The sequence below is a fragment of the Streptomyces sp. NBC_01549 genome, assembly GCF_026339955.1.
GTDB lineage: Bacteria > Actinomycetota > Actinomycetes > Streptomycetales > Streptomycetaceae > Streptomyces.
This window is the reverse complement of sequence record NZ_JAPEPW010000001.1, coordinates 3,082,339-3,108,397: the sequence shown is the minus strand read 5'-3', so window position 1 is coordinate 3,108,397 and position 26,059 is coordinate 3,082,339. Positions and strand designations below refer to the sequence as shown.

The following is a 26,059-nucleotide window of genomic DNA, read 5'->3' as shown; positions in this document are numbered from 1 at the left end:
CATGACGCTGCCGACTCGGTGGGGTGCTGCAACCAGAACCGCCACCACGGTTCACGGGGTTCTGGGGTCTATCATGATTTAGGTGTTTTTAGGCCCTTTGGCCTAGTGGTTTTTGGTTGGTCCGACTGGCTTATACCCGTCCGGCGGTAAGGCGGCCGTCGAAGAGCTGGTCGAACTCGTTCAATGCTGCCTTCCACTTGTTGTTCCAGCGTTTGCGTCCCCGGCCGGAGGGGTCGAGGGCGAGGGTGGCCAGGTAGATCCTCTTGAGTGCTGCCTGTTCGTTGGGGAAGTGTCCGCAGGCGGTGGCCGCGCGGCGGTAGCGGGCGTTGAGGGACTCGATGCTGTTGGTCGTGTAGACGACCTCGCGGATGGAGTCGGGGAAGGCCAGGAAGGGTACGAACTCGCTCCAGGCGCGCTGCCAGACGGTGGCGATCGAGCCGTATTTGTGGCCCCACTTGGCGTCGAACTCGTCGAGCCGCTCGCGGGCCTGGGCCTCGTTGACGGCGGTGTAGACGGGCTTGAGGTCGGCGGCGACCTCGGGCCAGTCCCGCCGGGAGGCGTAGCGCAGGCTCTGCCGGATCAGGTGAACGACGCAGCGCTGCACAACGGTTTGGGGCCACACGTTCGCGACCGCGTCCGGCAGAGCGGACAGCCCGTCACAGACGAGCATGAGGACGTCTCTGACCCCGCGATTACGCAGGTCGGTGAGGACTTGCTGCCAGAACTTGGCGCCCTCGCCACCGTCGCCGGCCCACAGGCCGAGGATATCGCGGTAGCCGTCGGCGGTGACCGCGATGGCCACGTAGATCGGCCTGTTGGCGACCTGCCCGTCCCTGATCTTGACGTGGATGGCGTCGACGAAGACGACCGGGTAGACCGCGTCGAGCGGGCGGGTGCGCCACTCGTTCATCGAGTCCAGGGCCTTGTCGGTGATCGTGGAGATCGTCTCCTTGGACGTCTTCATCCCGTACACCTCCTCAAGGTGCGCGACGATCTCCCCGGAGGTCATGCCGCGGGCGGTCAGCGAGAGCACCATCTCGTCCAGAGCACCGGTGCGACGGGCACCCTTGGGCAGGATGCGGGGCCGGAAAGTGCCCAGCCGGTCACGGGGGATCTGCAGCGTGATCGGCCCGACCTCACTCATCACCTTCTTCGTGCGATACCCGTTACGGCCGTTGCCGCCCGAACGCGAGCCCCGCCCGCCGCCGCGCTCGGCCTCGGCGGCCAGATGCTCATCCAGCTCGGCCTCCAGGGCGGCCTGCATCAGGTGCTGCGTGATCGCGGGCAGCAGACCGTCCTCACCGACCAGCCTCAGCCCACCACCGCGGACCCTGTCCTGGGCCAGCAGCGTCAGCGCGTCCAGCAGGTCCAGGCCCAGCCCGTCCACGGACTCCTGCGTTCTCCTCATGCCCGCACCGTCCGCGGCCGCCCCGTCAGTGGCAAGCGACACGCCGCCCACCGTCTCGAGAGAGTGAGTCTTCTGGATCGTCATCAGGTGTCCCTTCCGGTGAAGTTCCCACCTAATTCATGACACTCCCGGGTTCTGCCCGGTCGCTTCGGTGTCACAGCCAGCCGTTGCGTCGGAAGGCTCGGTAGATGACGGCGCAGATGACGATGATGCCGCCGATCGCCAGGGGGTAGCCGTAGGTCCAGCGGAGTTCGGGCATGTGGTCGAAGTTCATGCCGTAGACGCCGACGATGCCGATGGGTACGGCGATGAGGGCGGCGATGGCGCTGATGCGGCGCATGTCGTTGTTCTGCTGGACACCGGTCTGGGTGAGGGCGAGGGAGAGGGCGGTGTCGGTCACCTCGGTGAGCGCGGTGATGCGTTCGGCGGCCTGAGTGAGGTGGTCGTGGACGTCGCGGAGGTATGTGGCGATGTCCTTGTCCACGCCGGGCAGCCGGCCTCCGGCGAGTTCCCGCATCGGTCCGGTGAGGGGGACCACCGCGCGGCGTAGTTGGAGGAGTTCGCGTTTGAGCTGGTAGATGCGGCGGATGTCGTAGGACTGATGGGGCCTGTAGGTGTCGCCCTCGGCCTCGTCCACGTCCGTCTCGACGGCGGTGACGACGTCCAGGTACTGGTCGACGACGGTGTCGGCGATGGCGTGCAGTACGGCGGCGGGGCCGTGCGCGAGCAGTTCCGGGCGGCTCTCCAGGGCGCGGCGGACGCCGGTGAGTCCCGGGGAAGGGCCGTGGCGTACGACGACGATGAAGCGCGCGCCCATGAAGACCATGATCTCGCCGGTGTCGACGATCTCGCTGGTGGCGGTGAGGCGTTCGTGCTCGACGTAGACGACGGTGTGCAGGACGAGGAAGAGGGTGTCGTCGTAGCGTTCGAGCTTGGGGCGCTGGTGTGCGTCGAGGGCGTCCTCAACGGCCAGGGGGTGCAGGCCGAAGGCGCTCGCGACGGTCTGGAGCTGGTCTTCGGTGGGTTCGTGCAGGCCGATCCAGACGAAGCTGTCCGAGGTGGCACGGCAGGCGTGCATGGCCTGGTCGAGGGGGAGGAGGCCCGGTCGGCGCTTGCCGTGTTCGTACAGGGCGCAGTCGACCACGGAGTCCGGGTTCGGCCGGGGCGGGGGTGTCGATGGTGTACTGCTGGCCGTCATGGCGTCTCCTCGCGACGGGCGCGGCCTGGTGCGCGTACTGCCGGTTACGATACTTGCATGGAGACGCAAGTTAGGTCATGGGACGCCGCCGGAGCCGATCGGGCGGTCGCCGTGCTCAAAGCGGTGGCCGATCCGTCGCGCTACCGGCTCCTGTGGGCGCTGAGCGGGCAGGAACTGCCGGTGAGCGCGCTCGCGGAGATGATCGGCGCCCACGTCGCCGCCACCTCCCAGCACCTGGCGAGGCTCCGGGCGGCCGGTCTGGTCGATTCCCGGCGGGAGGGCACGCGCATCTACTACCGGGCGGCCGCCCGGGTGCGCGGCCTGCTGGAGGAGGCAACGCTGGTGGCCAACGCCTCCGTGGACCAGGCTGCCGGGGAGGACCTCGACGCGGGGTCCGTGCCGGCGGCCGTCGCACAGGAAGGGCCCGCGCGTTCGCGGCGGGTGGCGCGCGCTCCTCGACCCGCCACCGAGCACTAGGACTGCGGTGCAGGAGTGACCCCGCCGTTGTCGAGGCGGTACTCCTGCGGGTCGGCGTCGTACGCGTACAACTCGGCGTATCGGCCCCAGTCCGTCGCCGTCTCCAACTGTTGGGTGACCTGCTCGCTCGTGTAGTGGTGGGCGAGTAGGTCGCGGAAGAACCCGGCGCGCAGGGTGCCCTCGGCGTTCTGCCGCAGGCTGGTGGTGATCAGCTTGACCAGGGGTGTTCCCAGGGCCGCCTCGGAGAAGATCGTCTTGGAGTCCTGGACGTCGGCTCCGGCGTAGGCGGTGCCGCGCTCGGTCAGGAGCAGGTCGTCGTCGCTGATCTTGGCGAAACCGAGCAGTTCGAGGGCATCGACCAGCGGCAGCACGTCGTCGATCTCCAGGCCGAGGTCGTCGGCGAGATCGGCCAGGTCGCAGCGGCCGTCGCGGTGGGCGACCATCTCGGCGAGGCCGGAGAGCCCGTCGACACTGGCCACAGGGAGCGGAGTGTTGGCAGTGGTGCGCTTGTCGAGCTCGATGCCGTCGGGGCGGCCCGGGATGCGGGTTTCCTTGGCGCGGCCGGTCATCACCCGGTAGACGCGGTCGATGAGGTCCTCGAAGGCGGGCGCGTTGCGGTCGCGGGGCCGCTCCAGGCCGACCTCGAAGGTTGCCTTGATGGTGCCGGGGCGGGAGCCGAGGACGACGATCCGGTCCGCCATCAGCACCGCCTCCTCGATGTTGTGGGTGACCAGCACGATGGCGCGGGTGGGGAACTGGCCCGACTCCCACAGCTCCATCAGCTCGCCGCGCAGGTTCTCGGCCGTGAGAACGTCGAGCGCGGAGAACGGCTCGTCCATCATCAGGACGTCCGGCTCGACGACCAGTGCCCGTGCGAAGCCGACGCGTTGGCGCATGCCGCCGGACAGCTCCTTGGGGTAGGCGGACTCGAAGCCGTCCAGGCCGATCAGGTCGATGGCCTGGACGGCGGCCTCGGCACGCCGGTCTGCGGGTACACCCTGGGCCTCCAGCCCGAGTTCGACGTTCTGCTGCACGGTCAGCCAGGGCAGCAGCGCGAAGGTCTGGAAGACCATCGCGCTGCCGGGGTTCGCCCCGGTCAGCGGCTGGTCCCGGTAGGAGATGGTGCCGGAGCTGGCCGGGATGAGGCCGGCCAGGCAGCGCAGCAGCGTGGACTTGCCGGACCCGGACTTGCCGAGCGGCGCGACCACTTCGCCGGCGCGTATCTGCAGGTCGATGCCGGCGAGGACGGGCAGTTCACCGTCGGCGCCCGCGTACGTCTTGGTGAGGCTGACGGTTTCGAGCAGGACGTCGCCGTCGGCGGCGCGGGGCGGCTTGGGGGTGGTGGTCGTGGTGGCGGCGCGGAGCTTGCGGAGGGTCTTCAGTGCCATGGCGCTCTCCAGAAGGGAGGGAAGTCTGTGGGGGTTCAGAGGGCGTAGCGGCTGTCGGCGAGCCTGTACAGGCGGCGCCACAGCAGGCGGTTGAGGCCGACGACGTACAGGCTCATCACCGCCACGCCTGCGATCAGGTGTGGGAAGTCGCCGCTCGCGGTGGCCTTCGCGATGTACGCGCCCAGGCCGGTGGCGGTCAGGGTGGTGCCGCCGAAGACGACGACCTCGGAGACGATCGAGGCGTTCCAGGCGCCGCCGGACGCGGTGATGCCGCCGGTGACGTACGACGGGAAGATGCCGGGCAGGATCAGCCGCTTCCACCGCTGCCAGCCGCGTACGCCCAGGTCGTCCATCGCCTCGCGCAGATCGGACGGGATCGACATGGCGCCGGCGATGGTGTTGAAGAGGATGTACCACTGGGCGCCGAGTGCCATCAGCAGGATGCCGCCGACGTTGATCGACAGGCCGGTCTTCAGGAAGAACCAGACGGCCAGCGGGAAGAGGAAGTTGGCGGGGAAGGACGCCAGAACCTGCACCACGGGCTGGGCGATGCGGGTCAGTCGCGGTGAGAAGCCGATCTTCACGCCGATCGGCACCCAGATCACCGTCGCGCCGGCGACGAGCACGATGACGCGGGCGAGGGTGACCAGGCCGAGCAGCAGCGGTTCGCCGAAGACGCCGAGGCCGGTGTGGTCGTGGAGGTAGTGGCCGAGGTCGATCAGGCCCCACAGGATCAGCGCGCCCGCGACGAGCGCGAAGGTGATGTCGCCGGTGCGTTGCCGTGCGGGGCCGCGGCCTGTTCCTCGTCGCCGCTCTGGCCGACCGCTACGGCGCCGAGCCGACGCTCAGGCCGAGCCGGGGCAGCACAGGGCTGGAGTCGAAGACCTCGATGCGCAGGACGGTCTCGATGAGCCGCACGGTCATCGAGACCTGGCCGGGACCGGCGTGCCGGACCGCGTTGGTGACCAGCTCGCTGATCACCAGCTCGGCCGTGTGCACCACCTCGTCGTCCAGCTCCACCTTCCAGCCCGCTATCGCGCCCACGGCCTGGTGCCGGGCATCGTGACCGCGGTGGGTGTGGCGGGTACGGAGAGAGTGAGCTGGTGCGCTGCCATGAGCGGCCTCCCGAGGTTGGTGCGGCCACCTCACGCAACCAGCTCGTCGCGGTGGGTGGTTAGCCCAGGTGCCGACGCTGCATCGGTTATGCAGGAGCTGCATCACGGCGAAGTACGGCTGATCTACGCTCGGTTGAGCAGGCAGGATCGGCGACGGCGGAAGGGGCCGTGGCAGATGGCCGAAGCACACAGCGAAGCGAGACGGATCGGCGAAGCGATCCGTCAGACGCGGGTGTTACAGCGGCGCTCGCAGAAGGATGTCGCCGCCGCGCTCGGATATCACCAGTCCAAGGTGAGCCGCCTGGAGAGCGGCCGTGGGACAGAGGACATCCGCGTCCTACGCGCCGTCGCGCAGGAACTCAGGATTCCGCCCCAGCAGTTGGGCCTCGCCGCTGCGCCCGATGCCTCCGCCGCCGATCTCGAAGCAGAGGACATGCACCGCCGTACCTTCCTCGCCGCGAGCATTGCTGCGCTCGCGACCCCGGCCGGCGCAGCCGCCGCCCACAACGACCTCGTACAAGCCCTCCTGCCCGGCCTGAGCCCGGCGAGCACCGGCGCCCCCTTGGATACGGCAGTTCTCCGCGAGCGGGTCGGCATGGCCCGCAGGCTCTTCTACACCTGCGACTACACGGAACTGGAACGCACCCTGCCCAGCCTGATCGCCGACCTGCGGCTGGCCTCCAGCGGCTCGTCGGACGGGCATGTGCTGTGCGCGCTGCTGGCAACGACGTACCAGACCTCGACCAGCCTGCTGCTCAAACAGCACGACCAAGGCAACGCCTGGCTCGCGGTCGGCCGGGCGATGGCCGAGGCCGAACGCTCCGGCGACCCGGTGGTCCTCGCCTCCAGCGTCCGCGTCCAGGCCCACGTCCTGGCCCGCGAGAAGCACACCACCCAGGCCGTCACCCTCGTCCGGCACACGGCCGATCAGCTCACCGGCTCCTACGATCGGCGCTCTCCGAAGTACCTCGCGGCCGTGGGGCTATTGCTGCTGCGCGGCGTGACGGCGGCCAGCGGTGGTGGCGACCGCGTTGCCACGGAGGAGTTTCTCGCCGAAGCCAAGGAAGTGGCCCGGTACGTGTCCCTCGACCGCCCCGACGCATGGGCGAACTCCAGCCCCACGAACGTCGCGTTGCACGAGCTCAGCGCCTTGGTGGCCTTCGGCGATGCGGGCCTCGCCCTCCAGGCGGCTCGCCCACTCATGCGCCGGCACATCCCCGTTCCGGAGCGTCGGGCTGCTCTTTGGGTGGAGGCTGCCCGCGCCTACAGCCAGCAGGGCCGCCTCTCTGACGGCTACCAGGCCCTGCGCATCGCCGAGACCTGTGCCGCCCAGGACGTCCGCCGCCCCGCCGTTCGCGACCTGGTCGCCGACATGGCTGCCCGCGACCGCCGTCGTACGCTGCCGGAACTACACCACTTCAGCCGCCGACTGGGAGTCCCCGCGTGACCGAGCAGAACGCCCCGGACAAGCAGCCCTTCCTGTACGTCGTCGTGTGCGCGTGCGGCATCGCCGGCGACGTCGGCAAGCTGATCACCGCGGCGCAGGAACGGCACTGGGACGTCGGCGTGATCGCCACTCCGCAGGGTCTGGGCTTCCTCGACGTCGAGGCGATCGAGGCTCAGACCGGCTACCCGATCCGCTCTGCCTGGCGCACGCCGGGCGAGGCTCGCCCCCTGCCGCCCGCGGACGCCATCGCCGTCGTCCCGGCGACCTTCAACACGGTCAACAAGTGGGCCGCCGGCATCTCCGACACCCTCGCCCTGGGCATCCTGTGCGAGGCGTACGGCATGGGCATCCCCACCGCCGTTCTCCCCTATCTGAACGCGGCACAGGCCGCCCACCCCGCGTACCGGCAGAGCCTGGAACGGTTGCGTGGGATGGGCGTCCTGATCGGCAGCTACGAGCCCCACAAGCCCAAGGCCGGCGGCGGCGCCGACCGCTTCCGCTGGGAGGAGGCGCTGGAGCTGCTCGCCCCTGCGCTCGCTGCCGGGGAGTGACTACCGTCGGCGCGTTGGTGCCTGACTCGGCTGCGGAAGGGTCGGTGCGGCAGCAGCGGCAGGGCGCTGGTCAGGCTGATGAGGTGCGGCGATCGGGGCGGGAAGGTCCGCAAGCCGCCTGAGCCGCCAGATGAGGACATCGCTGACGGACTCCGCTGTGGACAGTTCGCGAAAGTCGACTGCTTGCTTCAGGAGTGCGGCGGCGTTGCGGCTGGCCTGTTCCGCCTCGTGGAGGCTGGCGGCCAGGGCGGGCCAGCCCGGCTCGTCCTGGAGCCGTCGGGCCACCTCCGTCGGCAGCACGGACAGGACTGACCGCGCGTGCCTGCGCTGCAGCGGAGCGGGCAGGCTCTGGCCGTTCGCGTGCATGACCGCCATGGGCGCTTGGGCCGCCGCGCTGTAGGCGGCGCGGAGGTGTTCGGCGGTGCGTTGGGAGGCTTCGGCCTGCTGGGCGTGGCCGCGGGCGGCATACCAGCGGGCGGCGGCCATGGCGGCCAGGAGCAGGACGTCCAGAACCATGGCGGCGGCGGTTCCGTCCGCGCCGCGGCCGAGGGCGGGGCCGGAGTGGACGATCTGACGGGCCGCGCGGCGCAGGGCCTGCATCTCAGCATCCCGGGCCTGGATGTGGGAGCGGGTGGCGCGCTCGAAATACCGCGCGGCGTCTCGTAGTTCGGTGCCAGTATGACCGGGCGAGGTCTGGGCGAGCGCGTCGAGGACCTCACCGACCCCCTTCATGTGGGCCGCGACCGTCCCGTCGTCGGCGGAGACCATCGCCACCAGGACGTCCTCGGTGACCTCGGCGGCGAAGAGGCGGGCCCGGGCGGGCGCCGACCTGCCGACGGGCGTTGCAGGGGTGGGATGTTCGGCCTCGGCGGCGGTGTGCGTGAACCGTTTGCGGATCTTGGGCAGGGACAGGTCCGGCGCGAGTGTGGAGCCTGCGAACCAGATGGGTTCCTGGTCGCCGTTGCGGTCACCGACGATTGCGACCTTGTAGCCCAGGACATCGCCGGACGGGGCGATGCGCTTGTTGATGCGTACGCCTTCGGCTGCGAGCCGGTCGAAGAACTCGGCCTCGTCGGCTGCCCCGGCCAGAGCGCGGTGGACGTGTTCGCGCAGCAGCTCGCGGGAGGCATCTTCCTGGCCGAGGCGTTCGGCCTTGAGTGCAGATCTTTTGAGGGTCTGGCCCACCTGCGGTTTTGTACGGATCGAGTTCATCGTCCCACGAAGCCCATCGCGGCCGACCTGCCCGTCTGTCTCTCACAGCACCCGTTGATCCGCGTCGGCGCCGTACGGCCGGGCGTAACTGACACGGCGTAGCCCTGCTGGATCACGAACCCGCAGGTCACGCTCGTGCCAGACACCCTCAAAAGATCTGCACCCTTCGGCCTTGTGGCGTTCGGCGCTGGTGGGGCGTTTGGCAGCGGTGCCGTCGCCTTCCTTGAGGCGGCGCAGGCCGAAGTCCTTCTCGATCTTGCGGCATTCGGCCTGTGCGCGGGTGCCGTCCTTGTGGTGGCGGGGGCGGGTGCGGTCAGCGCGGACGAGGGTGGCGACGATGTGGATGTGGTCGGGGGCGTGGCGCACGGCAATCCACCGGCAGGCTTCGTCGTCGCCTTCGGGCGCGATGCCGGTGGCGTTGAGGACGCGGCGGGCGACGGTGGCCCACTCGTCGTCGCTGAGGTGGCGGTCGCCGGGCGCGGTGCGGACGGGGCAGTGCCATACGTGCTTGGCGGGGGCCTTGTCGCCGAGGGCGTTGACCCACTGGTCGAGGTCGGCGGCGAGGCCGGTGAAGGTGGCGTCGGGGTGGCGGCCGGGGTCGAGGACGAAGGGGTCGTAGGCGGCGACGATGTGCGGGTCGACGTGGGCTTCGATGTCGCTGGTTCGGTAGAGGTAGTGGAGCAGACCGATGGTGCGGCTGCCGCGGGAGACGTCGGGGACCAAGGGGTTCAGCTCACCAGCTTCTGGGCGGTGGCCTTGACGGTCGTGGCGGCTTGGCGGATGTCGTCGAGGGTGCGCTGGAGGTGGATGGCGTCGCCGCCGGAGTCCACGATCTTGGCGATCTGGTTGAGGTTGTTGCCGACGCGGGCGAGCTGGACGCGAGCGGCGTCGAGGCGGTCGAGGGCGCCGTCCTGGTCGAGCCGGGGGCGGCCGTGGAGTTCGGCGTGGACGGCCTGGGCGATGAAGCGGGCCTTGGAGATGCCCTTGGCCTCGGCGGCGGCGTCGATCTGAGCGGCCTCGCTCTCGCTGGCGCGGAAGGTCTGTCGCTTGCCGCGCTGCTTGTCCTGGCGGGAACGGCGACGGGCCGGCCGCTTCCCCTTCTGCACCCGGCCGCCCTCGGCCGGGGCTTCCGGGTCCCGCGCCTCCTGGTGTGGGCCCTCCTCCGCCACCCCCGGGGCGGAGGCAAGCGCGATGGACCGGCCCTTGGACGGTCCATCGCTACAGCTTGCTGCGCTCGTGGCTGGGGTGGTGGTCATCGCCTGCTGGGGCATGGGGAGTTCGTGGTGTCCGTCGTGCATTGGGGTTCGTCTCCATGGAGTCGTGCGGGATGCGGGCCGTACTCGTGGCCGTGGAGCCGGGGACGGCTGAGCCGGAGTCGGCTCTGCGAAGGCCGCGAGAGGCGGCGACGGGGCGGCCCTTGGAGGTTGGCGTGGTTCGGGCGAAGAAGCGCAGCCCCAGGAGCGGGTCGGCGGCGGCACCCTGGCGTTCTGCGCTCATCCGGCGACGGCGTTCTTGGCGGCGTCCAGTTCCGCCCTGACAATGTCGGTGGCCTTCTGGGCGTCGTCCTTACTGATCGTGTAGCCCTTGGCCCTGACCGCCTTCTCCAAGGCGGGGCGGGGGACTTGCCCCGCCTCGGCACCGATAGCGCGGGCGATGGCCAGCAGCTCCTCGTCGGGGACGGTGCGTTTCCGCTGACCCGTCCTGGGCGCCTTCTTGGCGGTCGGCGTCATGGCGGTGGCGGGCTTCGCCTCGGGCGTGGGTGCGTTGCTCGCTTTGGCGGGCGACGCGGTGTCGGCGTCGTCCGCCTGCCCGTGGCGGATCTGGCGGTCCGGCCTTGGCGTGGCGGCTTCGGCGGGTGGCATGGCGGGGGTCGCTTCCGCCATGGCGCCATTGCCGCCGAGGTGGCGGTTCATGACGAGGTAGAGGTGGACGGCGCCGGCGAGGGCCAGCGGGGCGATGCCGGACAAGGCACCGACGGTGGCGTTGTTGAGGTGGAGGCGGGTCCCCTCGTTGAGGCCGACGGCGTGTACGACGTTGGCCCCGATGCTGGTGAGGGTGGCCACGCCGACAAGCGCCCACACGTACAGGCGGGAGCGAAGCGGAGCCCCACGCAGGATGAGCAGGGCGACGATGCCGATGGCGATGAAGCCGTCGATCACGAGAGGGAAAAGGTAGGTGAGCAGCCCGCGTACGTGGCTGGCGACGGCCAGAACTCCTCCAGCTTCACCGCGGCGATGCGCCGCACGCACTTCTTGTCGCCGTTGCGACTCTTGCGCGTGCACAGGTAGGAGGGCACGGCGCCGACCTTCGTGCCGGACATGAGCGTGCCGCAGCGCGAGCACATGACCAGGCCGCGCAGCAGATAGAAGCGGCGCAGCTCCAGGTTGGTCTGGTGGATCGCGGAGCGGTACTCACGCCGGGCCCGGGTCTCCTCCCAGGTGCCCCGGTCGATGATCGCGGGCCACTTGCCCGGCCCGACCTCCGCGCCTTGGTGCATACGGATGCCGACGACGTGGCGGGAGTCGAGGAGCGCGCGGACCGTGCCCTGCGACCACTCCTTGCTGTACACGGTCTTGATGCCGCGCTTGTGGAGGACCAGCGCGATCGCGCTCGGGCTCTGGCCCTTGAGGTAGCGGTCGAAGACCTCTCGGACGATCTCGGCCTCGTCCTCCTTGATGGTCACGCCGTCCATCTCGTATCCGAAGCGGCGCTTGCCCGAGTGCGGCAGACCGTTCTCGGCACGCTCCTTCAGCGCCGACTTCAGCCGCCGCGAGGTGTCGTCGGACGACCGGCAGGCATGGGCGACCTCGATCCGCAGGATGAACCGGTCGTCGGGGTCCGACAGATCCCGCCGGTTCGCCTCGCCGTGCAGCATGATCTGGTGCTCGTCCGAGACCTGGAGCAGCTCCTCCAGGTCCCTGGGCTGCCGCATCAGGCGGTCCGGGTGGTACGCGATGACGTGCCGGAACTCGCGGCGCTGGGCGCGTTCGAGAAGCTGGTCCCAACCCGGCCTCTTCCGCCCCCGGCTCCACGCCGACCGGCTGTTGTCCACGAAGACGTGGGCAGGGTCGATCGTGAGCCCCCTACGCTCGGCGATCTCCCGGCAGATGCGTTCCTGCCGATCGACGCCGGTCTGGTCGTCGTTCGTCCGCCTGGGATATCCGGCAGTAGAGAGCCGCAGGCTCACCTGGGGTTATGGTCGGCTCGTGGGGCCTGGGTCGTCGCATGGGACCGATGGTATGAGCACGCAGTGGGCTCGCCGAACTTCCGGCACCCGGTGACCCTCGCCAAGGAACTGATCTCCCTCGACGACATCTCGAACGGCCGGATCACCCTGGGCATCGGCGCGGGTGGCAACGGATTCGACGCCACGACGCTTCTGAAGAGCGACCAGGAGCCCTGGACCCCGCGCGAGCGCGCCGACCGCTTCGGCGAGTTCGTACCGCTGCTCGACCGCCTCCTCACCGAGGACTCGGTCTCCCACGACGGCGACTTCTACTCGGCGCACGAGGCGCGCAACATCCCGGGCTGTGTCCAGCGGCCCTGACTGCCCTTCGCGGTGGCCGCCACCGGCCCGCGCGGCATGAAGCTCGCCGCCCGGTACGGACAGGCCTGGGTGACGACCGGCGACCCCAAGCTGTACGAAACGGGTAGCCCTGAACAGTCGGTTCAGGCCATTCGCGGGCAGGCCGAGAAGCTGGCCGCCACCTGCGCCGCGGTCGGCCGCGACGCGTCCGAGCTCGACAAGATCCTGCTCACCGGCTTCACCCCGGACCGCGGCCGTCCGCTGGAGTCCCTCGACGCGTTCGTCGACTTCGCCGGCAGGCACGCGGAGCTGGGCTTCACCGACATCGTGATCCACTGGCCCATCCCCGACTCGGACTTCGCCGCCGACGAGAGGGTCTTCGAGCGCATCGCCATGGAGGCACCGGCGCAGCTGGCCTGACAGCCGGTGCCGCCGCGGCCGGCGACAGCGAGGTGTAACGGTACTGGTGAGAGCGGCAACCACTCACATGTGCGGGCTCCCGCACGGCCGTGCGGGCATATGCGCGAGAATGGCCCGGTGACCTCAGCGACCCGACAGCCCGAGACCCCGGCCGCCACCCTTCCCCCGCGGCTGATCGCCACGGACCTCGACGGCACCCTCCTGCGCGACGACAAGTCCGTATCTGAGCGCACGGTCGCCGCCCTCGCCGCCGCCGAGGAGGCCGGCATCGAGGTCTTCTTCGTGACCGGCCGCCCGGCGCGCTGGATGGACGTCGTCAGCGACCACGTCCACGGCCATGGCCTGGCGATCTGCGGCAACGGCGCCGCCGTGGTCGACCTGCACGGCGGCCCCGGCGCCCACCGGTTCGTCAAGGTCCGGGAGCTGGCGCGGGAGAACGCGCTCGACGCCGTACGACTGGTGCGTGAGGCGGCGCCCGGCACCGTGTTCGCCGTCGAGCAGACGTACGGCTTCTACCAGGAGCCCGCGTACCCCAAGCTGCACATGGAGATGCCCGACACCCTCGCGTCCGCCGAGAAGCTCCTGGCCCCGGACGCCCCCGGCGCCGGCGAACCGGTGCTCAAGATCCTCGCCTTCCACCACGAGCTCGACCCGGACGCCTTCCTCACCGTGGCCCGCGACGCCGTCGGCGACCGCGCGACCATCACCCGTTCCAGCCCCAGCGCCCTGCTGGAGATCAGCGGCCCCGGCGTCTCCAAGGCCAGCACGCTCGAACTGTGCTGCGCGGAGCGCGGTATCTCCCCCGAGGAGGTCGTCGCCTTCGGAGACATGCCGAACGACGTCGAGATGCTGACCTGGGCGGGCACCTCGTACGCGATGGGCAACGCGCACCCCGCCGTGATCGCCGCGGCCTCCGGCCGCACGGTCGCCAACAACGAGGACGGGGTGGCCGTCGTCATCGAGAAGATCCTCGCCGAGCGGCTGTAGGAACGCGTCGGCCGGGGAGGACCGACTAGAGCGGCCCCGCCCGCGGAGCGTACGGCGCCTGCCACACCACCGTCGTACCGGCACCGTCCCCTCCGAGCCCCGGCCCGTACCAGCTGTCGCCGCCCAGGGACTCGGCGCGCCGCCTGAGGTTCCGCAGACCGCTGCGCCGACCGCCCTCGGGGATGCCGACGCCGTCGTCCGCGACGGTCAGCCGGACGCCCTGCCGCCCGTCCGGCAGGACGACGGTCGTGTCGACGACGACGTCGATGCGGGAGGCACCGGCATGCCGGAAGGCGTTGGAGAGGGCCTCCCGCAGGGCCGCGATGAGGTTCTTGCCCGTGGGTTCGCCGACCGCCGCGTCGACGGGCCCGACAAAGCGGTGCGCGGGCTTGAACCCGAGCGGCACGGCGGCCATGTTGATCTCGCGCAGCACCCGGGTGCGCAGCCCGGATGGCACTTCGGCAGGGCCCCGTTGGAGTGCGAAGACGGCGGTGCGGATCTCCTGGATGGTGACGTCGAGCTCGGCGACCGCCTTTTCGACACCCTCCCGCACCTCGGGCACGGGGGAGTTGCGCTGCGCGCTCTCCAACATCATCCCGGTGGCGAACAGCCTCTGGATGACGAGGTCGTGCAGGTCACGGGCGATGCGGTCACGGTCCTCATAGACCGCGAGCCGCTCCCGGTCGCGCTGCGCCTCGGCCATCATCAGCGCGAGCGCGGCCTGCGAGGCGAAGTGCGCGGCGAGGGTACGCTCGGCCTCGGCGAAAGGACGCCCGCCCCGTTCCCGTGAGGTGACGAGGGCTCCCAGGAGGCGGCCGCCGCTCTGCAGGGGAAGCATCATGGTCGGCCCGTACTCGTGGGCGAAGTCGGCGGGCATACGCGGATCGGTGGCCGCGTCGTCGACGAACACGGCCTCTCCGGCGAGGAGTTCGGCGACCAGTTCGCTCTCCGGCGGGACGACGGCTCCGAGCACCTTGGACGGGCGGTCCATGGCGACCGCGCTGATCTCCAGGCCGCCCTCCGCGGCGGGCAGCAGCACGATTCCGGCGGCTGAGCCGGAGAGCCCCCGGGCCTGTTCGGCGACGACCTGGAGAGCGTCCTCGGCATCGTCGGCCGACAGGAGTGCCCGGGTCACGGCCACCGACCCGTCGATCCAACGCTCGCGCTGCTGGGCAGCCTCGTACAGCCGGGCGTTGCCGATCGCGATACCCGCCTCCGCGGCCAGCACACGGACCATGTCGAGGTCGTCGTCGCCGAACGGGCCGCCGCCCCGTTTCTCCGCCAGGTACAGATTCCCGAAGATCTCCCCCCGCACCCGGATCGGGACCCCCAGGAAGCTGCGCATCGCCGGATGGTGCTCGGGGAATCCGCACGAGCGCGCGTCCTCGTCGAGCTGCGCGAGCCGTACCGGCGTCGGGTCGTGAATGAGCGCCCCGAGCAGCCCCTTGCGTCCGTCGGGCAGCTGCCCGATCCGCCGGGCGGTCTCCTCGTCGACGCCGTGGAAGACGAAGTCCGCGAGTCCCTCTCCGTCTTCCGCCGCGACCCCGATGGCGGCGTAGCGCGCGTCCGCCAGCTCGGCCGCCTTCTCGCAGATCCGGTCCAGCGTCGAGTGCAGCTCCAGTCCCGACCCGATCGACCGCACCGCCTCCAGCAGCCGCGGCACGTCCGGGCCGCCGTCCGGGCAGGGGGAGGCGGGAACCACCGACATGCGTCGAGAGTAGCCAGGACCCTTTGACCTGAAAAGTCGGATTGACCTGGAAAGTCGGAGCGTGCCCCGGGGAGCGTCCCCTGGGAAGTTCTAGCGCGCCGCCGCCCCGACCAGCAGATCCCCCGCGGCCTCCCGCTCCAGCATCTCCCGCAGCGGTCCCTCCACCACGGACAACTCGGCGTACGCGCCCCGCTGCGCCACCCGGCCCGCCGCCAGCACGATCACCTCGTCCACCGCCGCCAGACCGGCCAGCCGATGCGTGATCAGCAGCGTCGTACGGCCCTCGGTCGCCGCCAGCAGGTCCGCGGTGAGCGCGTCCGCCGTCGGCAGGTCGAGGTGTTCCGCGGGCTCGTCGAGAACGAGCACGGGGAAGTCGGCCAGCAGCGCGCGGGCGAGCGCCAGCCGCTGGCGCTGGCCACCGGACAGCCGCGCCCCGTGCTCACCGATCAGCGTGTCGAGCCCGTCGGGCAGTCCGTCCGCCCACTCCAGGAGCCGGGCCCGCGCGAGCGCGTCGCGCAGTTCGGCCTCGGTGGCCTCCCTCCGGGCCAGCAGCAGGTTCTCACGCACCGTGCTGTCGAAGAGGTGCGCGTCCTGGGCGCAGAGCCCGACCAGTCGGCGCACGTCGTCGCCGTCCAACCCGTACGCGTCCGTGCCACCCAGCGTGTACGTCCCCGCCTCCGCGTCCAGGAACCGAAGCAGCACCTGTGCGAGCGTGGTCTTGCCGGCGCCGGAGGGGCCGACGACGGCGATCCTGCGGCCCTGTTCGAGGGTCAGGTCGAGGCCGGCGAGCGCGTCCCGGTCCTGTCCGGCATGGCGTGCCCTGAGCCCCCGCACACGCAGCGGGAACGGCGACGCGGGCGCCGACTGCGGCACCTCCGGTTCGCGTACGGGATCGGGGGCGTCCAGCACCTCGTACACACGCTCCGCGCTCCTGCGCACCCGCTGCCGGTACTGGGCGGCGAGCGGCAGCCCCAGGACGGCCTCGAACGCCGCCAGCGGGGTGAGAACGACCACGGCCATCGCCACGCCGCTCAGTCGCCCGTCGGCGACGGCCTGGGCGCCCACGAGGGCGGCCGCCGCGACGGTCAGTCCGGTTGTCAGCGCGGTGAGCCCGTCGCCGAGCGCGGTCGCGGTGGCGGCCCGGGAAGCGATGCGGGTCAGCACGGTGTCGGCCCGCCGCGCCTCGGCCGTACGGGCGGGCAGCGCGCCCGTGACCGTCAGCTCGGCCGTCCCGGTGAGGAGGTCGGCCACCTGGGTCGCCAGGGCGCCGCGGGCGGGGGACAGCCGGTGCTCCGCCCGGCGCGCCACGGCGCCGGTCAGGAGCGGGACGCCGACCCCGGCCGCCAGCAATCCGGCGGCGAGGGCGGCCCCGGCCTCGGGGAGCAGCCAGGCGGTGAAGCCGACGGAGGCTGCGGACACGAGGAGTGCCGCGCCGGCCGGCAGCAGCCACCGCAGCCAGTAGTCCTGGAGGGCGTCCACGTCGGCCACGAGCCGCGACAGCAGATCGCCCCGCCGCGTCGTCCGCAGTCCGGCGGGGGCCAGGCGCTCAAGGCGCCGGTAGACGGCGACCCGGGTGTCGGCCAGCATCCGCAGCACCGCGTCGTGCGACACGAGCCGCTCCGCGTACCGGAAGACGGCCCGGCCGATCCCGAACGCCCGCGTGGCCGTCACGGCCAGCATCAGATACATCACCGGCGGCTGCTGCGACGCCCGCGAGATCAGCCACCCCGAGGTGGCCATCAGCCCGACGGCACTTCCGAGGGCGAGGCTCCCGAGAAGGAGGGCGAGCGCGAAACGGCCGCTCCGGGGGCCGGCCATCGCGCGGACCCGGGCGAGCACGCCTCCGCGCCGCCGAGGGGCCGCGGAGGCCTCTTCCACAGCGGGGGCGGGCACGCCCTCCGGCTCGGCGACCGGCCGGAGCTCCTTCGTACCCTCGCGGTGGACGGAACCGGCCGCGACGACCGGCGCTCCGGCCTCGAGCCGCACCACCCGGTCCGCCACCTCCAGCAGCGCGGGCCGGTGCACCACCAGCAGCACCGTCCGGCCGACGGCGAGCCTGCGCACCGCCGCCACGACCTCCGCCTCCGTCGCCCCGTCCAGCGAAGCCGTCGGCTCGTCGAGGAGCAGCACGGGCCGGTCCGCGAGAAAGGCCCGGGCCAGCGCGAGACGTTGGCGCTGCCCGGCGGACAGGCCGCTGCCGTCCTCGCCGAGGACCGTCCGGACCCCGTCGGGCAACGCGTCCACGAACTCCAGCGCCCCCGCGTCACGCAGCGCCCGCCGCACCGCCGTGTCGTCGGCGTCGGGCCGGGCGAGCCGTACGTTCTCGGCGATCGAGCCGGCGTAGAGGTGCGGCCGCTGGGGCACCCAGGCCACCCGGGACCGCCATTCCTCCACATCGGCCTCAGCGAGATCGACTCCCCCGATCCGCACCCGTCCGGCGGTGGGCGCCACGAACCCCAGCAGTACGTTCAGCAGCGTCGACTTGCCCACGCCGCTCGGTCCGACGAGGGCAACCGTCTCACCGGGCTCGACCGTGAAGGAGACATCGGAGACCGCGTCCCCGGAGCGCCCCGGATACCGGACCGTCACTCCCTCGAAGCGGATCTCCCCCTCCGGCGCGACGAGCGAGCCGGTGGCCGGCACCGGGGTCTCCAGCACCGAGAAGATCTCCTCCGCCGCCGCGAGCCCCTCGGCGGCGGCGTGGTACTGCGCCCCCACCTGCCGCAGCGGCAGATACGCCTCGGGGGCGAGGACGAGGATGACGAGCCCGACGTACAGATCCATGTCGCCGTGGACGAGCCGCATCCCGATGGTCACCGCGACCAGGGCGACCGAGATCGTGGCGAGCAGTTCCAACGCGAAGGACGACAGGAAGGCGATCCGCAGCGTCCGCATGGTCGCCTGGCGGTACTCGCCGGTGATCCGCCGGATCGACTCGGCCTGCGCCTTCGCCCGCCCGAAGACCTTGAGCGTGGGCAACCCGGCGACCACATCCAGGAAGTGCCCCGAAAGCCGGGACAGCAGCCGCCACTGACGGTCCATCTGAGACCGGGTCGCCCAGCCGATCAGCGCCATGAAAACGGGGATGAGCGGCAGGGTGACGACGATGATCGCCGCCGACACCCAGTCCTCGGTGACGATCCGCGCGAGCACCGCCACGGGCACCACGACCGCGAGCCCCAACTGGGGGAGATAGCGCGAGAAGTAGTCGTCGAGCGCATCCACTCCCCGCGTGGTGAGGGCGACCAGCGACCCGGTCCGCTGCCCGCTCAACCACCCGGGACCGAGCGCGGCGGCCCGCTCCAGCAACCGCCCCCGCAGCTCAGACTTGACCGCCGCGCTCGCCCGGTGCGCGGCGAGCTCGGTGAGCCAGGCGACCATCGCCCGCCCGATCGCGACCGCGACCAACAGGACCAGCGGGGTCCGGAGTTCGGAGGCCGGGTGACCGTGCTGGAAGGCGCCGACGACGACTTCGGCGATGAGCATCGCTTGGGCAATGACCAGCGCCGCTCCGGCCGCGCCCAGCCCCACGACCGCCATGAGGAAGAAGCGAGTGGCACGGGCGTACCGCAGCAGACGCGGATCGATTGGTTTCACGTGAAACACACCCTTGACTCATCCGGCATGTTTCACGTGAAACATGCCATTGGATCCGACTTGGTCCATGAGGCCGGATTCATCCCATACGGCCGGACTCAGTGAGCGACATCGGCGGCGATGTGATGCGTACCGATCCGCTTGCGGAACACCCAGTACGTCCACGACTGGTAGAGCATGACCATCGGTGTGGCGATTCCCGCGCACCAGGTCATGATCCTCAGGGTGTACGGGGACGACGAGGCGTTGGTGACCGTCAGGCTCCAGTCCGCGTTGAGCGAGGACGGCATGACGTTCGGGAAGAGCGTGAGGAAGAGCATCGCGACGGCCGCCACGATGGTGAGCCCCGACAGTGCAAACGCCCAGCCCTCGCGCCCCGTCTGGGCCACCGCGATGGCCGCGAAGAGGGCGACCACGGCCACGACCAACGCGACCAGGGACTTCGCGTCGCCGTTGTCGGCCTGGGTCCAGATCAGGAAGACGAGCGCCAGCACGGCGGTCACCAGCCCGACCCCGAGCGACAGCTTGCGCGCCCGCTCCCGGATGCCCCCGACGGTCTTGAGCCCCACGAACACGGTCCCGTGGAAGGTGAACAGCGTCAGCGTGACCAGGCCGCCCAGGAGCGCGTACGGGTTGAGCAGGTCACCGAAGTTGCCCACGTACTCCAAGTGCTTGTCGATCTTCACTCCGTGCACGATGTTGCCGAAGGCCACGCCCCACATGAACGCGGGGATGAGCGAGGTCCAGAAGATCGCCGCCTCCCAGTTGCGCTGCCAGTTCTCCTCGGGCCGCTTCACCCGGTACTCGAAGGCGACCCCGCGCACGATCAAGCAGACCAGGATGAGCAGCAGCGGCAGATAGAACCCGGAGAAGAGCGTGGCGTACCACTCCGGGAAGGCGGCGAAGGTCGCTCCGCCCGCCGAGAGCAGCCACACCTCGTTGCCGTCCCAGACGGGTCCGATGGTGTTGATGAGGACCCGCTTCTCGGCGCGGTCGCGGGCCAGCAGTTTGGTGAGGACGCCGACCCCGAAGTCGAAACCCTCAAGGAAGAAGTAGCCGGTCCACAGGACCGCGATGATGACGAACCAGACGTCGTGGAGTTCCATGACTCAGCAGCTCCCTGGGCCTAGTAGGAGAAGGCCATCGGCTTGTCGGCGTCATGGGGGTCGCCGCCGATCTTGGTGGGCGGGTTGAGGTCGGCCTCGGTGAGCTCCGGCGGACCCTGCTTCACGTACTTGAGCATCAGCTTCACCTCGATGACGGCGAGGATCGCGTAGATGAGGGTGAACACGATCAACGAAGTCAGCACCTCCGCCTGGGAGACCCCGGGCGACACCGCGTCCCGGGTCCTCAACAGGCCGTACACCACCCAGGGCTGACGCCCCGTCTCGGTGAAGATCCAGCCCCAGGAGATACCGATGAGCGGGAAGATCAACGTCCACTGGGACAGCCGCCACCACCAGACGCCGAGCTTCGGCGTCAGCTCGGTGTTCTTGGTGAGCATGAGCTTCGGGACGTCCTCGTCCCCGGTGCAGTGTTCCGGTGCCAGCCACAGCTTCCGCCTGGTCAGCCAGAGGCCGGCGGTGCACAGGGCCATCGAGACCCCGCCGAAGCCGATCATCCAGCGGTACGCCCAGTAGGCGGTGGGAATGTTGGGCCGGTAGTCGCCAGGCCCGAACTTCTCCTGCTCGGACTTGTTGATGTCGTTGATGCCGGGGATCTTGGCGTTGAAGTCGTTCTTGGCGAGGAAGGAGAGTATCCCGGGGATCTCGATGGCGACGGTGTTGTGGCCCTTGGCGACATCGCCGTACGCGAAGAGCGAGAAGGGTGCGGGCTGCTGCGAGTCCCACAGGGCCTCGGCGGCCGACATCTTCATCGGCTGCTGTTCGTACATCACCTTGCCGAGGGTGTCGGCGCTGACGACAGTGAGGATCGTGCCGACCAGTGCGGTGATCAGTCCCAGCCGCAGCGACATCCGCATGGTGCGGACGTGCCTCTTCTTGCGCAGGTGAAAGACGGCGATGCCGGTCATGAAGGCGCCGCCGACCAGGATGGACGCGCTGATCACATGCCAGAAGTTGACGAGCGCCGTCTCCTGGAAGAGCACCTTGGGGAAGTCGACCAGCTCGGCACGCATCGTGCCGTCCGCCTTCTTCACCAGTCGGTAGCCGACCGGATGCTGCATGAAGGAGTTGGCCGCCATGATGAAGTACGCCGACAGGATCGTGCCGATGGAGACCACCCAGATACAGGCGAGGTGGACCTTCTTCGGCAGCTTGTCCCAGCCGAAGATCCACAGCCCGATGAAGGTCGACTCGAAGAAGAAGGCGATCAGGGCCTCGAAGGCCAGCGGGGCACCGAACACGTCACCGACGAAGCGCGAGTAGTCGGACCAGTTCATGCCGAACTGGAACTCCTGCACGATGCCGGTCACGACACCCATGGCGATGTTGATCAGGAACAGCTTTCCCCAGAACTTGGTCGCCCTGAGGTAGTGCTCCTTGCCCGTCCGCACCCAGGCGGTCTCCAGAATCGCCGTGAGAGCGGCGAGCGAGATCGTCAGAGGGACGAAAAGGAAGTGGTAGACGGTGGTGATGCCGAACTGCCACCGAGCCAGAGTCTCCGGTGCCAAAGCCAGTTCCACGTCGTCAGTCTCCTTACGCCGCCGTGGTTACAGCGGCAGTTTGCCCCTTTTGCTACATACATCGCGGGACAATCGGGACACGCTTGTGAACGCGTTCACATTCACAAGCAATTATGACGCACCAGCTTTCGACCTTCGAAGGGGGGTCCCCTTTTGCGTCAACCCCTCGGAAGGTCTCGAACACACCAAGGTGTCCTCCGGGCCGACGACGAAAGCCCCGGTGCTCCGGCGTCCTGAGACACCGCGGCACCGGGGCCGTGAGACACCGGAGCCCCAGGAGCGTGCGGTACCGAGCCCCTGGGGTGTGACGTCAGAGCTCCTTGCGGAACCCGTCGACCGCCTTCAGGAAGATGTCGTTCGCCTCGGCCTCGCCGATCGTCACACGTACCCCTTCCCCGGCGAAGGGCCGTACGACGACCCCGGCCTGCTCACAGTGGGCGGCGAAGTCGAGCGTGCGCTCCCCCAGCCTGAGCCACACGAAGTTGGCCTGCGTCTCGGGCACCGTCCAGCCCTGACCGCGCAACGCCTCGACCACGCGGTTGCGCTCACACACCAGGGAGCCGACCCGGCCGAGCAGCTCGTCCTCGGCGCGCAGCGAGGCGACCGCCGCGTCCTGCGCGAGCTGGCTCACACCGAAGGGCACCGCCGTCTTACGCAGCGCCGCCGCCACCGGCTCGTGCGCGATCGCGAAGCCGACCCTCAGGCCCGCGAGCCCGTACGCCTTGGAGAAGGTTCGCAGCACACAGACGTTGGGCCGGTCACGGTAGATCGAAACGCCGTCCGGAACCTCGATGTCCCGGATGAACTCGCGGTACGCCTCGTCCAGAACCACCAGGACATCATTGGGCACCCGGTCGAGGAATCGTTCCAGCTCGGCCCGGCGCACCACGGTGCCGGTCGGGTTGTTCGGGTTGCAGACGAAAATCAGCCGCGTCCTGTCGGTGATCGCGTCGGCCATCGCGTCCAGGTCGTGCACCTCGTCCGAGGTCAGCGGCACCCGTACCGAGGTCGCCCCGCTGATCTGCGTGATAATCGGGTACGCCTCGAAGGACCGCCAGGCGTAGATGACCTCGTCGCCGGGTCCGCTGGTCGCCTGCAGCAGCTGCTGGGCCACCCCGACCGAACCGGTGCCGGTCGCCAGGTGCGAGAGGGGAACCCCGAAGCGGTCCGACAGCTCGCTCATCAGCCCCGTGCACGCCATGTCCGGGTAGCGGTTGAACGTGCCAGCCGCCGCGGTCACACTCTCCATCACCCCCGGCAGCGGTGGGTAGGGGTTCTCGTTGGAAGACAGCTTGTACGCCACCGCGCCGGCCGCGGCGGGCTTGCCCGGCTTGTAGGTGGGGATACCCTCCAGCTCGGCACGCAGCTTGGGGCTCGTCTCGCTCACCGCAGTCCTCCTCGCGACCACCGCTGGCTCATGTCCACCATCGGCTACCAATACTTCTCACCTTATGAGGATTCGGCGCCGCTGCGAATGGGCTGGGGACAACCACGCGACGCCCTGCCGCGGGCCGGGGATCGGCCTCGTGCGCCCTGGTGATCATCGTCATACTCACCGGCGGTCGTCGCCGCACGGACCCCGTGGTCATCCTCGTACGAAGGCGTACGAAATGGGGGGCGCGTCGCCGTCAAGACCGTGCGCTGGTGGCTCACGCCGTAGCGCGCATCACCCGTGAAGGTGAGTTGAGACCTCTTCGAAACATGACCCACTTGGCAGGCCCATGCGCGCCGACGCGTCACGTACTGCCATTGGATCGTTTAACTGACTTGGTTTCAAAGGTAGAATGACCTTTTTGATCATGCAGAAACGTGCCTGTCAACGCGTGCATATGCGTCCGCACTACCCCACCGCATGAGCCCTACTATCGGCTCGCCATGACAGCAGCAGGGAAGCACCAGGTGAGCCGGGCGGAGACTACCCGCCGAGGCGGTCGACCGGGCCGGGCGGGAATCAGAGACGTCGCCGCGGCCGCAGGCGTCTCCATCACAACCGTCTCCGACGCCCTCAACGGCAAGGGCCGGCTCCCGGACGCCACCCGACGCCACGTCCGCGAAGTCGCCGACCGGCTGGGCTACCGCCCGTCCGCCGCCGCCCGAACCCTCCGTACCGGCAAGTCCGGCCTCATCGGCCTGACCGTGACCACCTACGGGGATGAACCTTTCACCTTCACCGAATTCGCCTACTTCGCCGAGATGGCCAGAGCCGCCACCTCCGCCGCACTCGCCCGCGGCTACGCCCTGGTCATCCTCCCCGCCACCTCACGCCACGACGTCTGGTCCAACGTCGCCCTCGACGGAACCGTCGTCATCGACCCCTCCGACCAGGACCCCGTCGTCAGCGAACTCGTCCGCCAGGGCTTACCCGTCGTCTCCGACGGCCGCCCCGCCGGCACCCTCCCCGTCACCGCCTGGGTCGACAACGACCACGAAGCCGCCGTCCTGGACATCCTCGACCACCTCGCGGATGCCGGCGCCCGCCGCATCGGCCTCCTCACCGGCACCTCCACCGACACCTACACCCACCTGTCCACCACCGCGTATCTGCACTGGTGCGAGCGAGTCGGACAGGATCCGGTGTACGAGGCCTACCCAGCCCACGACCCGTGTGCGGGCGCAGTCGCCGCGGACCGACTGCTGGCCCGGCCCGACCGCCCCGACGCGGTCTACGGCCTCTTCGACCCCAACGGCACCGATCTGCTGGCCGCGGCCCGGCGCTACGGCCTGCGCGTCCCGGACGACCTGCTGCTGGTCTGCTGCAGCGAGTCCACCGTCTACGCCAGCACCGAGCCGCCCATCACCACCCTCTCGCTCAAACCACGCCGTATCGGTACCGCCGTCGTCCAGCTCCTCATCGACGCCATCGAGGGAGCCGAAACCGAACAACCCGTCGAGCAGGTCATACCGACGGAGTTGATCGTGCGGACCTCCTCCGAGCGGCGTCCGCCCCGTACGACGGTCAGCCCGCCCCGGTCAGCCGAGAAGGGGTAGCCCGGGTCATCCGGGCAGGAGTGGCTCGGCGTACGCTGAGGTTGACGTCCGTCAGATGTGCGGCGGGGCATCCACCAGGGAAAGCTCCGCCCAATTCGGGCGAAAACCGTGGCGAACAGGGTTCCTGCTCCGATTCACCACCCCTGGGTCATCACATGGCGCGATCCGCATTCCTATGATGGGCCCACGACACCGCGGGCCGCTGCGACCAGGCAGTCCGATCCGGTGCAGATGCGGCGCGATGGTGGTGGAGGGGTCGATGACTCAGGGGGCCGGTCAGGGACCCGAGGTGGTGCGGACGGAGACGTTGCGCGACTTCCGGGTGCCCGCGTACATCCACGAGACCGGTTCGTACGCGCCGAGCACGCCTCCCGGCGAGGCGGTCGGCGTCGACGAGGAGCCCGAGGGCTACACGCCCACCCGGCGCGACCTGCCCGTCATCAACCGGGGCGACACGGTGCAGGTCGTCGTGGACCCCGCCGCCGTGGCGGCCCCGCAGCCCGCCGACGGGCCGGGCCCGCTGTTCGTCGTCGGCGACGTGCACGGCTATCTCGACCAGCTGATCGCCGCGCTCCAGGAGCAGGGCCTCGTCGACGCCGCGGGCAACTGGTCCGCCGGCACCGCGCGCCTGTGGTTCCTCGGCGACTTCACCGACCGCGGCCCCGACGGCATCGGGGTGATCGACCTCGTGATGCGGCTGTCCGCCGAGGCGGCAGCGGTCGGCGGCTACTGCAAGGCGCTCATGGGCAACCACGAGCTGTTGCTGCTCGGCGCCAAGCGGTTCGGCGACACCCCCGTCCACTCCGGCGCGGGCACCGCCACCTTCCAGGCAGCCTGGCTGCTCAACGGCGGCCAGAAGACCGACATGGACCGCCTCCAGGACCACCACCTGCAGTGGATGGCACGCCTGGACGCCATGGAGCAGGTCGACGGGCACCTCCTGGTGCACTCCGACACCACCGCCTACCTCGACTACGGCGACTCGATCGAAGCGGTCAACGACACCATCCGCGAAACCCTCACGCGCAACGACGCGGACGAGTGCTGGGACCTCTTCCGGAAATTCACCAGACGCTTCGCCTTCCGCGACGACGGGGGCGCCGAGGCCGCGCTCTCCCTGCTGGACACCTACGGCGGCACCCGCGTCGTCCACGGCCACAGCCCCATCCCGTACCTCCTGGGCGAGGTCGGCTCGGAGGAGGGCGAGGACGCCGCGGGCCCCGTGGTCGAGGGACCACATCTTTACGCCGACGGACTGGCCATCGCGATGGACGGTGGCGTGACCATGGCCGGAAAACTGCTGGTCCAGCAACTGCCCCTGGATAGCTGAGGGTTCTTCGGGCAGGCATCCCCCAGGGAGGACAGCGCTGGCCAGGGGGCAATTTCTGGAAAC

General features: G+C 70.0%; 20 protein-coding genes and 3 pseudogenes. 7 read left to right on the top strand and 16 right to left on the bottom strand.

Going from position 1 to position 26,059, the window contains the following annotated elements; translation table 11 throughout:
- Nucleotides 1–130 precede the first annotated feature (130 nt).
- Nucleotides 131–1,492, bottom strand: coding sequence for an IS256 family transposase (locus OG819_RS13675; RefSeq protein ID WP_266647762.1), 1,362 nt, complete (start codon nt 1,490–1,492; stop codon nt 131–133).
- A gap of 70 nt (nt 1,493–1,562) precedes the next feature.
- The gene (locus tag OG819_RS13670; protein ID WP_266649584.1) at nt 1,563–2,606 is read right to left on the bottom strand and encodes a magnesium and cobalt transport protein CorA; all 1,044 of its coding nucleotides are present in this window, start codon (nt 2,604–2,606) and stop codon (nt 1,563–1,565) included.
- 57 nt (nt 2,607–2,663) lie between these two features.
- Here OG819_RS13670 and OG819_RS13665 point away from each other — a divergent pair, with 57 nt between their 5' ends.
- Complete coding sequence (locus OG819_RS13665; RefSeq protein WP_266649583.1) at nt 2,664–3,083, top strand: metalloregulator ArsR/SmtB family transcription factor; 420 nt, start codon at nt 2,664–2,666, stop codon at nt 3,081–3,083.
- On the opposite strand, the gene OG819_RS13660 is transcribed toward OG819_RS13665, so the two are convergent.
- The 3 genes and pseudogenes from OG819_RS13660 to OG819_RS13650 form a co-directional block, all read right to left on the bottom strand.
- Nucleotides 3,080–4,471, bottom strand: a complete 1,392-nt coding sequence (locus OG819_RS13660; protein WP_266649578.1) for a nitrate/sulfonate/bicarbonate ABC transporter ATP-binding protein — start codon at nt 4,469–4,471, stop codon at nt 3,080–3,082. The genes OG819_RS13665 and OG819_RS13660 overlap by 4 nt on opposite strands.
- Nucleotides 4,472–4,506: 35 nt before the next feature.
- A pseudogene (locus tag OG819_RS13655) lies at nt 4,507–5,256 on the bottom strand (ABC transporter permease subunit); the annotation flags it as partial.
- Between the two features lie 40 nt (nt 5,257–5,296).
- Nucleotides 5,297–5,515: an ATP-binding protein gene (locus tag OG819_RS13650; RefSeq protein ID WP_266649574.1), complete on the bottom strand. Its 219-nt coding sequence runs from the start codon at nt 5,513–5,515 to the stop codon at nt 5,297–5,299.
- A gap of 246 nt (nt 5,516–5,761) precedes the next feature.
- On the opposite strand from OG819_RS13650, the gene OG819_RS13645 reads away from it, so the two are divergent.
- Both OG819_RS13645 and OG819_RS13640 read left to right on the top strand, forming a co-directional pair.
- Entirely contained in the window at nt 5,762–7,033 is a 1,272-nt protein-coding gene (locus OG819_RS13645) for a helix-turn-helix transcriptional regulator (protein ID WP_266649572.1), read from the top strand.
- The gene (locus OG819_RS13640) at nt 7,030–7,584 is read left to right on the top strand and encodes a flavoprotein (protein WP_266649570.1); all 555 of its coding nucleotides are present in this window, start codon (nt 7,030–7,032) and stop codon (nt 7,582–7,584) included. The genes OG819_RS13645 and OG819_RS13640 overlap by 4 nt, the downstream gene beginning before the upstream one ends.
- Here OG819_RS13640 and OG819_RS13635 read toward each other — a convergent pair whose 3' ends face one another.
- The 6 genes and pseudogenes from OG819_RS13635 to OG819_RS13610 all read right to left on the bottom strand — a co-directional run bounded on the left by OG819_RS13635 (nt 7,585) and on the right by OG819_RS13610 (nt 11,983).
- Nucleotides 7,585–8,769 carry a hypothetical protein gene (locus OG819_RS13635; RefSeq protein ID WP_266649568.1) on the bottom strand — a complete coding sequence of 395 codons (1,185 nt, stop codon included), beginning with the start codon at nt 8,767–8,769 and terminating at the stop codon, nt 7,585–7,587. It lies immediately after the preceding gene.
- Nucleotides 8,770–8,961: 192 nt separating this feature from the next.
- A pseudogene (locus OG819_RS13630) lies at nt 8,962–9,519 on the bottom strand (mobilization protein); the annotation flags it as partial.
- A gap of 5 nt (nt 9,520–9,524) precedes the next feature.
- Nucleotides 9,525–9,965 (bottom strand): plasmid mobilization relaxosome protein MobC, encoded by a 441-nt coding sequence (gene mobC, locus OG819_RS13625; RefSeq protein ID WP_266649567.1) that lies wholly within the window; start codon nt 9,963–9,965, stop codon nt 9,525–9,527.
- A 49-nt stretch (nt 9,966–10,014) separates the two neighbouring features.
- Entirely contained in the window at nt 10,015–10,293 is a 279-nt protein-coding gene (locus OG819_RS13620) for a hypothetical protein (protein WP_266649566.1), read from the bottom strand.
- A complete protein-coding gene (locus OG819_RS13615) occupies nt 10,290–10,955 on the bottom strand; it encodes a hypothetical protein (protein ID WP_266649564.1) in 666 nt (221 codons plus the stop codon). The genes OG819_RS13620 and OG819_RS13615 overlap by 4 nt, the downstream gene beginning before the upstream one ends.
- Complete coding sequence (locus OG819_RS13610) at nt 10,952–11,983, bottom strand: recombinase family protein (RefSeq protein WP_266649562.1); 1,032 nt, start codon at nt 11,981–11,983, stop codon at nt 10,952–10,954. Before OG819_RS13610 ends, OG819_RS13615 begins: the two co-directional genes overlap by 4 nt.
- Nucleotides 11,984–12,046: 63 nt before the next feature.
- On the opposite strand from OG819_RS13610, the pseudogene OG819_RS13605 reads away from it, so the two are divergent.
- A pseudogene (locus OG819_RS13605) lies at nt 12,047–12,742 on the top strand (LLM class flavin-dependent oxidoreductase); the annotation flags it as partial.
- A gap of 99 nt (nt 12,743–12,841) precedes the next feature.
- Nucleotides 12,842–13,729 (top strand): Cof-type HAD-IIB family hydrolase, encoded by an 888-nt coding sequence (locus OG819_RS13600; RefSeq protein ID WP_266626333.1) that lies wholly within the window; start codon nt 12,842–12,844, stop codon nt 13,727–13,729.
- Nucleotides 13,730–13,754: 25 nt separating this feature from the next.
- Here OG819_RS13600 and OG819_RS13595 read toward each other — a convergent pair whose 3' ends face one another.
- The 5 genes from OG819_RS13595 to hisC form a co-directional block, all read right to left on the bottom strand.
- Nucleotides 13,755–15,437: a GAF domain-containing protein gene (locus tag OG819_RS13595; protein ID WP_266649561.1), complete on the bottom strand. Its 1,683-nt coding sequence runs from the start codon at nt 15,435–15,437 to the stop codon at nt 13,755–13,757.
- A 90-nt stretch (nt 15,438–15,527) separates the two neighbouring features.
- Complete coding sequence (cydD, locus tag OG819_RS13590; protein ID WP_266649559.1) at nt 15,528–19,034, bottom strand: thiol reductant ABC exporter subunit CydD; 3,507 nt, start codon at nt 19,032–19,034, stop codon at nt 15,528–15,530.
- Nucleotides 19,035–19,132: 98 nt separating this feature from the next.
- Nucleotides 19,133–20,140, bottom strand: a complete 1,008-nt coding sequence (cydB, locus tag OG819_RS13585) for a cytochrome d ubiquinol oxidase subunit II (RefSeq protein WP_266649557.1) — start codon at nt 20,138–20,140, stop codon at nt 19,133–19,135.
- 20 nt (nt 20,141–20,160) lie between these two features.
- Nucleotides 20,161–21,678: a cytochrome ubiquinol oxidase subunit I gene (locus OG819_RS13580; protein WP_266649555.1), complete on the bottom strand. Its 1,518-nt coding sequence runs from the start codon at nt 21,676–21,678 to the stop codon at nt 20,161–20,163.
- Between the two features lie 310 nt (nt 21,679–21,988).
- Complete coding sequence (hisC, locus tag OG819_RS13575) at nt 21,989–23,065, bottom strand: histidinol-phosphate transaminase (protein ID WP_266626342.1); 1,077 nt, start codon at nt 23,063–23,065, stop codon at nt 21,989–21,991.
- Between the two features lie 488 nt (nt 23,066–23,553).
- On the opposite strand from hisC, the gene OG819_RS13570 reads away from it, so the two are divergent.
- Together OG819_RS13570 and OG819_RS13565 are read left to right on the top strand one after the other, a co-directional pair.
- Nucleotides 23,554–24,666 carry a LacI family DNA-binding transcriptional regulator gene (locus OG819_RS13570; protein ID WP_266649554.1) on the top strand — a complete coding sequence of 371 codons (1,113 nt, stop codon included), beginning with the start codon at nt 23,554–23,556 and terminating at the stop codon, nt 24,664–24,666.
- Nucleotides 24,667–24,925: 259 nt separating this feature from the next.
- Complete coding sequence (locus OG819_RS13565) at nt 24,926–25,996, top strand: metallophosphoesterase (RefSeq protein ID WP_323139342.1); 1,071 nt, start codon at nt 24,926–24,928, stop codon at nt 25,994–25,996.
- Nucleotides 25,997–26,059 lie beyond the last annotated feature (63 nt).